Source organism: bacterium (assembly GCA_021371935.1).
In the GTDB taxonomy this organism is placed as follows: Bacteria; Armatimonadota; UBA5829; order UBA5829; family UBA5829; genus UBA5829.
This window is the reverse complement of sequence record JAJFVF010000014.1, coordinates 66,948-78,719: the sequence shown is the minus strand read 5'-3', so window position 1 is coordinate 78,719 and position 11,772 is coordinate 66,948. Positions and strand designations below refer to the sequence as shown.

Genomic DNA, 11,772 nt, shown 5'->3' with positions numbered 1-11,772 from the left:
TATCTTCAGCGAATCTCCGGTCCAATGCTCGACAGAATCGATATCCACGTCGAGGTTCCACGCCTGAAGCAGAACGAACTGATAAGCAAAGCTCCTGGCGAACCATCCGCAAGCATACGTGCCAGGGTTAAGGCGTCTCGTATAATACAAAACAGGCGGTTTGCAGGCACCAAAATATTCTGCAATGCCCATATGACCCCACGGCACATGAAGCAGCACTGCAAACTCAATCAAGATGCTGAAAACATGCTTAAACAAGCTATAGAACAGCTTCACCTTTCGGCTCGCGCATATGACCGAATCCTCAAACTCTCCCGCACCATAGCCGACCTCGCCTGCTCCGATGACATCCGGGTCGAGCATATTGCTGAGGCTGTGCAGTATAGGAGTTTGGATAGGAAGTATTGGAACTGAGCTACGCGATTCCGCAGTTCAGGTGTTAGGAGATAATATTTCTTAAAGTAGAAATAGCTCGATAGCTAAATGACCATTAGCAAAAAACAAGAGCAATTTCCGAATGTTGGTAATTTAGTGTCATGTGTCCAGTAAACTCTACGTTTATAGCTTTGAAGGCATATCCACAATCTTGATTCTCGATCCATCTGCGTAAGCGATCATTTTGCCATCAGGTGACCAGGAATAGGAGCACCAACCGGCAGCAGGACTGTCTGCTCCAGAAAACTTCACGAGTACTTTATGCTTGTCAGATGCTAAATCATACAAAACCAACTTGCCACCTTGAACACAGGCAAGCAACTTACTGTCAGGCGATGTTCTAGGCCACATTGCACCATCTCTGGTAATAATTTTATCTTGCTTCAGAGAATATGAATTGCTGAGCCAAAGATAAGAACCACCACATTCATATGTGTCATCTAGCACAGACGCAGCTATATAAAAAGTTGGCTTTTGCGGATTTTGTAGTGAACCGCAAATGGTCACAACATCCATCCATGGATTTACCAGCTTTTCATTCGGAAATGGCACAGACAGATTGCGGACTTTCTTAGTAGAAAGGGGAAGCATTCTAACGAATACGCCTGAAGGTGCCAAGCTACCACTAAATAGTAATGTGCGAGAATCGGAATCATAATAAACATCACCTGGAGCACTACCTCCAATTCTATCAGAGCTTGGGTCACCACTGAAATTCTGATCGGTAAGTCGTCTGGGCTTTTTTTCATCCAATTCCATCTGCATGAATGTATAATGGATTCCATCTTGGGTAGCCCAACCAATTCTGTTGTCGTCCAGCCAAAACAGTGTTGTTGCAATACCTTCACCATTAGCCTTGTGCTTTAGTGTCACCAGTTGCTTGAGGTTGGTTCCCTGGGTATTGGACAAAGATAGTAACCATATACTGTTTCGGCTGAGACCTCCTTTGCTAGGATCCATATCATCTTTCCATCTAGCGGCACTAAATGCGATCTTGTCACCCTTCGGTGACCATGCTACAGATCCTACACCATATCCTTTTGGCATACTCCAGGTATCGCTTTTCGGAACTGCATGCTGCCTTGCGCAACCTATAGTGAACATAGCTATCAATAATAGAAGCACTGATAGAACAACTCTTCCATTGAGTATCATTTCTAGCTCCATTTTGAATATGAATTACGTCATCAGGGCGCGATTTTTTTGTTGAACCGCTCCACTTTACAGGGAATACCAACCGAAGCTTTTCCATGTTCCGCGCCATGAAGTACGTATGTTTCCCACTTATTCTTCAGATCCACGATATTGGCTCTGTTAAGTATGATACATCCATACGAAGAGGTATAATGCTTTTCCCCATTTATGATTTGCCCTCCGTGTGCAGGGTCCCAAATGCCGTGGATGTGGAAAGCCTCTCGCTGACGTCCTGCAGGCCAACCTTTGACTTTGGCTCCACTGATATGGATGATCCAGGGTCGATACATATAATCAAGACCATCACCTCGAGACGGTACGCCCTCCACTTTTCCACCGACACGTGATGTTCGTCCAGTCCTCCACAAACCAGGAGGCAGAGCACCTACATATTCACCATTCTTGTTCTTTGCAGTAATATCCCAGTAACAGCCGCTACTTGCATCCCAATGAAATCGCTCACATTTGCCATCAGCGGTATATACAGTTAAATACAGGTAGCCTCGGCTGCCATTTCCTCCATCCCAGTATTTCCGCGGCCCCGCGCGATAAGCCAACTTAGCACGTTCAGACACCACCCGTGCCTGTCTGGGGCATTCCACTATTGTCACAATCGGCTCGCTGCTCTGCGTACTCATAGCCGATTGTGTCTGCATTAAACTTTCTGAGTCAAGCGCAATCCGAATATGCTTGTGTGTATCATTCCAGAAATCATCATAAGCAACGGCCTCAATCTGATGTACCCCATTTCCAAGGTTCAATGAACCTGCATGAAACGTATAGTCTATGTAGTCGCCGCCAGCAACTTCATCGTAACTATCCACCAATTGATCATCTACATAAAGCTCGACAGTGGTTATTCCATGAGCGGAAAACCTATGCGCTGTATCGCTTGCGCTGACGACTATGTCTGAGATAGAACTAACCGATGCACCGTCTGTGAGGTTAGTAATGTCAATAGAAGCCGGAGCAGTCTTGGTTGTAAACCACATGTATTGAGAAGCCGTACTGTCACTCCAAGTCGAATCTGACGCAGCCACAATCATATAGACATACTCTGCGTTCGGCGTAAGATCAGTCAGATTGAATGTATATTCGCCACTTGGAGTATCATTTTCTAATGTATGCCAATCAAGTGTCGAGATGCTCGGGCCGACCTCGGCATATTTTATAGCCGACACTACCGGCACGTCAACAAGTGTATCAGGATCGGATTCAGAGACATCTTGCGAGCTATACGTAATATCGACTGATGTAGACGAATTTATGCAATAGCTGATGTTACCAACAGCCACTCCATCTCTTGTGGTCAATGTTTCCTTCGACGAAATTGCAGTTGCGCCGGTTACAGGATTAGTAGCAATTATATAGTAGTCGTAAATAGTATTTGGCGAAGCCGCTGGAATATCGACCTGATGTATTGTCGACACACCATCTGACATCGCAACCTTGCCCATCGTTTCATCCGAGCTATAAACCAGATACCCGGTCGTAGGCACATCGGTTACCCACAACACGCGCGGATGGACTTCTTGTGTAGAACTGTCTACAGAGGTAATCTGCGGCGCATCTGCAGGATGCTCGATAATAACCTGTTTCTCGACAGAAAGATCAAGCAGGCCATCTGCATTCGCTCGTTCGATAACAATGCTGTACAAGCCCGGAGGAACAAACTGACCACTATCGTCCTTGCCATCCCAGGACACGGAGCTAGAGCCAGCCACAACCGACATCGGTGAGTCACTTGCAGTTATATGACGTACTGTCTCAATGCCTGTGTTCCCATTCAGCATATCGGTAGCCGGCCTTGGATCCTGACTGCTGATGCAGGTCTCCTGGTCATAGTAGTCTTGGACATAAATGTTGACTGAATCTGTGTAATCAGATGTAAATTGCAAACTGATGTTGCCCGAAGTCTGTGGATCAAACCTTGAATCCTCTACCGGGCTTGTGATATCGAAACTGTTCACGAAATAAGACCGGGTTACTGTTGCTTCATTAGGCAAACTCGCGCTGCTGGTACGAAGGATTATTGTTTGAGGACCAGGAGTCTGATCCAATGTGATAGAAAATGCACCGGTCTCAGAATCGGGTGTCACCGACTCCCAAGTTACACCATCATATGAGTAGTAGACTGGCTGGCCTGAGTCAGTATAACCGCTAACTGTACCGTCATCATCGCCTCCGTATTCTCCCGAAGGCCATTCAAGAGTCGGTTGATCTGATTGAGTATCCTCATCAACAACATCGATTGTGGCGGTAATACAGTCAGATTCACTTCCTACACCTGCATTATCCTTCGCAACAAGCGTCATAGTATATGTTCCTGAATCAACTGGATCGCCATAGTCGTCGGTGCCGTCCCAGGATAGTGAGTTTTGTCCATCAGTCTTGTCGGCCAGATTATTAAGTTTGTCAGTGGTAGTGCTGTTGGCGAGAACTTTTACAGTGTTTCCTGCAGAATCATAAATGACTGAGGTCAGGTAGGCTTCAGTTGCATACGATCTTCTGACAGGCTCACTCACATCAAACGATATTTCAAGAGGAGTTGAAGAACCTAGCGTATAAGTGAGGCTGGTCGATAGGTTACTGATTTGCAGACGCTGGCCGGCAGTCGGAGAAGTTGTTATTGTGATCGGATAGTTCCCTGCATCGACATATTCACCAGACGAGTCTTTGCCATCCCATGTGACAGTGTTTTCTCCGGCAGCAGTACTGCCTATTATTGACCTGCCAGCAACACTCACAGTACAACTGTCGACTGCCGAACTTAGCGTATAATGAATTGTGGTCGTGCTTTCGCTTTCTGCGCCAGAATAGCAGGGCGCATCCGTGTAGACATTGTATACTGCTGGGATAACATTAATGAAACCACTCGTGTATCCGATATGACCATCAGAATATAGGAAGCCTTCTTTATATGCTCCCACAGGTGTTGACACAGGTGGATACCATGTGACAGTATAAGTATAGTACAAGTCTCCTCCAATAATTGTTGTCTGATAACTTACTGGCATTGTTGCAACCACTTCTCCGCTATCTTCTCTAATAATTAAAACTGCCTCTTCATTATCATATGGTGTGCAGCTTGATATAATAATATATTCACCATATGCAGCACAGGCATTTAGAGTATCTGAAGTAGAATAACTGGTACAACCCCCTAACCAAGTCTCAACAGTCGTTACATCATATATGTGACAAGCCAATCCATCATCATACGGTAATAGTTCAGATTTCTCAATACTAAGTCGACAGTCCGACGAATCCCAGGTAATTACGCTCGTAATTGCTTGAAATGACAAGGGCGCACCAAACGGTTTTGACCCAGAAACCGGTACAACCTCTGAACTAGACCAGCACTGTTGCAACACTGTTAATGCTGCCCAGCACACAATTATCAAACCAAATGTTTTTTTGCACATTGTATCACCCTCAAACAATACACATTTTTGCTCTATTTCAATTACAAGATGCTCTGCTTTCAATCAACCATATTCAGCAATTGAATAAATCCTCAACTGCAATTGTGGCTCAGCAAAAGCTACTGCAAACTGAACAGATTGGCTCCAACCCTGTATCGCACTTTACCTATCTCTTATAGATGGCTAGAACAGGTGTAACCAAACTGCAATAGCTCCGGCACCGGTTATAACATTGACATCATTGAGCAATTCACATAACATAGGTTACTCAGCATCAGCGTTACCCGGAGCAGTATGGAACGCTATCCGGAAGCGGCACATCCGTAAATAGAATGTTGAATTCTGCCGTATTGCTCCAAGCTCCCCATCCACTTGAGTCGTAAACGCGCACCTTGACTGTGTACGTTGCCCCATTAGTAAGAAGCCGGACGATTCTTGTTTCGCTGTTACTACTAACAACACAACCCGAGTTCCAATAGTCGAGAGGGTTGGAAATGTTTTCTACATATACTTGGTAATGCGTGAACGAACCACTGGCCTGCCACGTAACCATTGGGGCGAAGTCAGTCGTGATCCCTATAGGAGCGGTAACAATAACCGTAGTCGGTGACGATGGGTCAGGTAATTCGTATGCGCCAATATCAATAAAATTGGTTTCCTCATTACCGACACCAAGAACATCAACTTTGCGTATATTGCCAAATGCATCAGTTTCACCACAATCAATACTGTCCGTCCCAGCATCAATACACGGTGAGTTCGACTGAAGACTATAGTCGCCTGCCGAGCGATCAACAAATAGCGGATCGCCCGAGATGTTTCCATTCACACCGATAATATTTGGTGCATCGAAACTATAGATGCAGTTGTTGTAATATGGAGCACCAGACATACTCGCACTCTTTGTACTGCCCCAGCTCGCAATAATATTGTTTTTTGCCACTGCAGTTGAATCACAAATAACCCATGCATTAATGATGGTATTGTTTAATATTATGGCACCTGCATTACCAGAAACTCCAACACTTAATGATTCTTCGTTCGGTGTGTTTGCTATGATTAAATTATCATGCATGGTCGCAGCAGCCATGATATAGAATGAGTAGTTGTAAAATGAACTATCATTTTCGAACTTGTTATGTGATATTTCAGAGGGAGCGCTGCAATATAAGAATCCTCCCACTTGATTACCACCATGCCGAACTATAAAACCATCGATAACCGTTCCGGCATATGAAGTTCCAATCCCAATAGCCACCTGCGATCCTTCTGAATCAATGATCGTTTCGTTTTCAATCCATTGTCTTTCCTCACGAGTTATTTCCTGACCACAGAAACCACCATATACCGCAACAGGATTAAGCAAAGCTATTCTCTCATATGTACCTGCTGCAACCCACACTTCGTCACCAGTCAGTGCCGCATCGATAGCTCCCTGAATTGTAAGTTTGGGATGCTCCCAGGTAAACCCGTCGTTGCTGTCATTGCCCGTCTGCCAATTTACATGTATCACTTTCTGTCCGCTTCGATAAATAACTTGATTATCCACGCTTGTTGAAGCAGTATTGCTGTTGTTACTCGAATCGGCAGCGCTGTCTGCAGGCACAGTAATACTCACGATTCCATCAATGCTCATCCCACTCACTGCGACACTATATGCCATATGATCACCTGAGTCGGTTACAACCGCAGTTGTCGGGCAAGCTGTGCCACCAAGCACAACATCACTACCATCGAATCCGGTGACCGGCTCGCTGAAGAGGACTGTAAAGTTAATAGGAGAAGTGTCTGTCGGATCAGACTGATCGGCAGCCTGTTCGACCGTGACATTCGGGGCAACTGTATCATAAGCGCTTGCAGGTATTATCAAGGCAAGGCCATCCATAAAGGTACAGAACTCATAACATTGGTTGGCTATGAGCCATGTGCCATCACCAAATTCATTGTATGCAACAGTCGTTCCACCTTGGTTTATAGGATCAAAACCATGGAACATGGATTCACACCATCCGGCATTCACAGCTTCTCCCCATGTCTTTAAGGTAGTTCCATCGGTAAGAAAGATCAAATCGCCGATATAACTACCGCTATCCACTGGAATATCATGATTGAACGGCACACCAATCCAGTGCCATCCGCCGTCGACCGAACTAGACTGACTTCCCGGTAAAGAAATCACCATATCCGTCTTGTCATAACCGCTAGGCAATCCGTCAGCAAAACCAGTGTAACTGACTGTGCGATCATTATCGACATACCATTCATAGCCTTTACCAAGCACAATATTGCCAAAGGATGATCCAGCCGGCTCCTCCCACATATCCCAGTATATGTACAGCTGCGTTGACGAATCCCACAGAAACAGTCTAGTATCCAAATCCTCTGAAGATGCAGTAAATAGATCCATCGGATCGGGGCTGAACGGTGCAAGCGGCGCTGAAATGTAATTGTAGCCTGCGTATACAGGAAAACTTACAGTGTGACCCACGTCCACAATCTGTATATCGGCCTGACTTCGGGATCTTATCAAACGGCAGAGAGTGGTATCTTCGACCTCGCATGAACTAATTCCTGTAACCATCACATGTTCATTCAAAGATGGGGCTGTCATACCTGAACCTATAGTAACTTTCACCTCTTCCGGTGATCCATCACATATCTCAAACCATGTCGGAGGGCTGGACGAATCAACATCTGTGACAGTTCCGCATGTTCTGATCAACAGCCCAATATTGTTCCAGCCAACTGCGCCTGTGATGCCAGCCTGCCCGCTGTATGCTCCGCCACCGATTGTTTCATTATTCATGGCAAGTGGTGTCAGCTCTTGCGCACAGTTTGTAACGACCGAATCGGCATTTATATAGCGCTCGCCGCCATCAGTTTCAATAGTTCCAAAGACAGTCACGTTCACATCGACTGTAGTGAAAGCAGGCTCAGTTACGACTTTGATGCCGGACGTGCGATTCTCAGCTTCAATATAGAAATAGTCGGGGAATATTGCAGTCACAACTGCATTGTTCAAGCTTACGTACGCACCATCCGGCGCTGACTTCGCATCATGTATCAGGCCTACATACTCATCAGCACCGATATCAACAGTGCCGTATAGCACACGTGTATCGTTGTCAATATCAACGCTAGGTAGTCCTGAAGCAGTATTCGAGCCACTGTTGATACATGGTGAGGTGGACTGTAGATGATAGTCACCACCGCCAACAAGCAATGGATTTACATTGATATCTCCTGTAATCCACCCAGAGTCTATCCCCATGTAGTCCCAATAGTCATTGTCATAGATGCAGTTGTGTGACAGAGTTGGGTACGGACCCTCCTCTTCATAATAACATTCTATACCGCATCCGCCACCTCCGGCACTTGAGTTGAAAGCAATGATATTGTTACATATTTGTGCACCGGAGTTATTGCAGAAAATCCCCACAGTCCCCGTCGTCGAATTGTTGCCAACTATCGTATTATTCGTTATGACCGGATCATCATAAGCCATAATTATACGCATGCCTTCGCCATGAACCGTCGTACCGTAAATAAGATTATTTGCTATCGTAACCGAACCATCACATAGGATCAGTGTATCATCGTATTGATGGATATAGCAGCCTGCAAGAACGTTGTGGGAAAATGTCACATCACCAACAAATGAAAAATAGTAAGTGCCCGTGAATTTGAAGCCGTCAATCGTAATCGCAGCGTTTGTCGCAGTCGCACCGACCGTTCCACCAGATATCACTGTGAGATTCGTAACCCAGTCTCTGGCATCACGGCTGCTCTCTGTCCCCGCAAAACCACCATATATACTCACACCGTCGGGAACTGATGTAGATATAGAGTAGCTTGTCCCTGCAGCTACCCAGACCTCGTCACCGCTTTGCGCGATATCGAGCGCTCCGTCAAGTGTATCTTTTGCTGTATCCCAGCTTAAGCCGTCGTCCTCGTCGTCACCGTCAGTCTTGACATAGATAACAGCGAACTCGTAGGCTCCAACCTCTACATTCTCACCTGTTATCCTAGGTTTGCAGTCCAAATCCTTGGACTTCGCAAAGTCGGGAATACTCGCGCTGTTAATCTCATCATCATCACCCGCATTTGCGCATGGAGAAGAAGACTGGAGGTGATAATCGTCATTTGAAGCATCTACAAACAAAGGATCGGAATTGATTTCCGTGGCCGGTGGAGTCCAGTTTAGCGGAATGGCCGTATATTCACCGCATGCACAGCCGTATACACAATTGTTGGTAAGTACTGCATAGGAACCGCCTGATATACCGATGCCGCCGTGTACAATGTTATTTGATATATGCACTGCTCCAGTGCAGGACGAACAATCTATAGCAACTGCGCATTCTCCAGCATTGTTGATTATGATATTATTTGTAAAGCTCGGTTCGCCCTGATTGGATACACAGTATATCATTGGTGCCTCATCGCTATGAGGATGAGAGGCTCCACATATGATATTGTTAACAAGTGTAACTGACCCAGAGCAAATGACTAGAGGATCAACATAGTTTTGAGGAATATTGCCTGGAACAATATTGTGAGAAAATACTACATTACCGCTAAATGAGAATGAACTGCAGTCTGTGAACTTGAAACCGTCAATTGCAGACATTGCACTGCTTGAACCTGTCACGGAAATTGCTCCGCCAGTTATGGTGGTAACGCTTGTTTTCCAGTTCCTATCGTCGCGTGCGCTCTCATCGCCCGAGAAACCACCAAATATCATAATACCAGCTGGAACAGTAAGATTTTCTGTATAAGTCCCTGCTGCCACCCATATCTCGTCTCCGCTTGAAGCATAGTTTATAACAGTCTGTATTGACCCAGCGGCATAATGCCAACCAAGCAAACTACTGCCGCTGCCTGTGCCTCCTTCCATAACATAATGTATATCGGCGTGTACAGGAATTGCACATAGCATACATACTAGACCAACCAACAGAATTGCATGCAAAAAAGTTGTTACCGGTTTCATATCGACCATCTTCTCCTATTATTGTTGAGCTTCTTTATTATAGCGCCCACACACATATATTTGCATTTTATTTTAATGATATTTAACTCAACCAGGAACGGCAACCAGACAACGTATGCGTAATCCCATTATTTAGCACACCTTGTTGTCACTATATATGCACTATGTTCGATTTTACGACACTTAACGCGCCCGCCGGTGCTCAACCTTTTCATTACCACACAATTGCTAAACTATGACGCACTACTCTTTACGACATAGTGACCCATACTAATATATCGTCTCTTGCGGGATAATCAGATCAAGTTAATGGATATTTATGTCTGCAAGACAACCAAGAAGATGAAAATTTTAAGGCACAGGATATGAACATTGGTAACGTGACGCAGGATAAGCCTTTGAACAGGCTTTTGAGCGTACAGTCTGGCATGGCAGAATGGCAACGCAGGTATGACCGAAGCCCATAGCGACCAACCAAAAGAAATCCTGTTTTGTATCCCTACACAAAGCATGTTTGTTCGGTGACATGAAAGATATTGCCTTTTGGATGTTTCTGGCAATCTTCATTCGGATCCAGATTCTGGTTTCAGCGTTTTCACAAGAGAATAGAATGATTTCCTCTGTAACAAACCTCGGTTATCCAAATGCAGGAGATTTTGTCGTTTTGAACATCGGATTTATGCAGCAAGCGCATGGTGATAGAGTGAGAAAATATCATATAGTTTTCTCTAAAATCGAGCTAACTAATCTCAATAATATCTTGACTTAAGAGAAATATTTTGCAGGACATTGTACCAGTTATGCCGAAGAGACTTCGTATTAAACAAGCTCTGCATAAAGAAACAGCAAGTTACTTATAGAATACATTTAAGAACTCAGCAATCAACAAATGGAGGTTCTACCGATGCATTGTCCCAAGCGATTGTTCGTAATAATCAATTCTGTTATCATCATTGCCACAACTGCTATTTCAGTTTATGCGCAATCTAAATCCACATGGGATAACCAATCCGAGTTCGCACTCGATAAAAATCCTAATGGTGCTTGGGTTTATGGTTGCCTGGACAAAGAAAATCAATTCGTTCCGTATGACTCAACATTTGATTTAGGCGATGGAATCATAGGCTGGTGTATGAATGATGATCCGGATTCCAGCGGCAATATTACGATAAACATTTCAGATAAGACAGTAGTAAAACATGGCGTCTCTTGGGAGCCGGGCCAGATATGTCTTCATCCGGGATTGTTCGGATGTAAAGCCGTGCTGAGGTGGACATCGCCAGTTACTGCCTCACTAAATATGAGAATTGGTATAGGAGCAAAGTCTAAAAACGGTGCTCCCACTAATATTGAAATCCTGCAGCGCGGAAATCGTCTCTCCCAAACGGCAATGTGTGGATTTGCGGGAATCAGCCGCAATAAGTCCGGCAGATTTGGAGCAAATCCAGAAATAAGTTATCAACCTTCAGTCCTAGTGAAAAAAGGCGATACTGTCGATATCGTAGTCTCTGACACTGGGAAAAGCGTCACTGGACATGTTGCATTGAGCCTCTCAATATTTGCAAACAGAGTTGTGGATTCAATACCTGCTGACCCAGATACAGATAAACTTCTCCAATCCTATTGGATAGCTCAAACCAATGTTACTTCCTTACTTGATCTTAATAACACTTATGGTTTTGACACCAAATCCGTATTGACGCTACTTAGGTAGAAGGGTGGCAG

General features: G+C 44.9%; 5 protein-coding genes. 2 read left to right on the top strand and 3 right to left on the bottom strand.

Going from position 1 to position 11,772, the window contains the following annotated elements:
* Window positions 1-414, top strand: a 414-nt coding sequence (locus LLG46_12170) for an ATP-binding protein (GenBank protein MCE5324055.1), incomplete at its 5' end; no start/stop codon positions are given.
* 144 nt (window positions 415-558) lie between these two features.
* Here the strand turns inward: LLG46_12170 and LLG46_12165 are convergent.
* From LLG46_12165 to LLG46_12155, 3 genes are all read right to left on the bottom strand, one after another.
* Complete coding sequence (locus LLG46_12165) at window positions 559-1,590, bottom strand: hypothetical protein (protein MCE5324054.1); 1,032 nt, start codon at window positions 1,588-1,590, stop codon at window positions 559-561.
* 32 nt (window positions 1,591-1,622) lie between these two features.
* Window positions 1,623-4,646: a hypothetical protein gene (locus LLG46_12160; GenBank protein ID MCE5324053.1), complete on the bottom strand. Its 3,024-nt coding sequence runs from the start codon at window positions 4,644-4,646 to the stop codon at window positions 1,623-1,625.
* A gap of 688 nt (window positions 4,647-5,334) precedes the next feature.
* The gene (locus LLG46_12155; protein ID MCE5324052.1) at window positions 5,335-10,047 is read right to left on the bottom strand and encodes a hypothetical protein; all 4,713 of its coding nucleotides are present in this window, start codon (window positions 10,045-10,047) and stop codon (window positions 5,335-5,337) included.
* A 904-nt stretch (window positions 10,048-10,951) separates the two neighbouring features.
* Between LLG46_12155 and LLG46_12150 the strand changes: the two genes are divergently transcribed.
* Window positions 10,952-11,761, top strand: a complete 810-nt coding sequence (locus LLG46_12150) for a hypothetical protein (GenBank protein MCE5324051.1) — start codon at window positions 10,952-10,954, stop codon at window positions 11,759-11,761.
* Window positions 11,762-11,772: the final 11 nt, after the last annotated feature.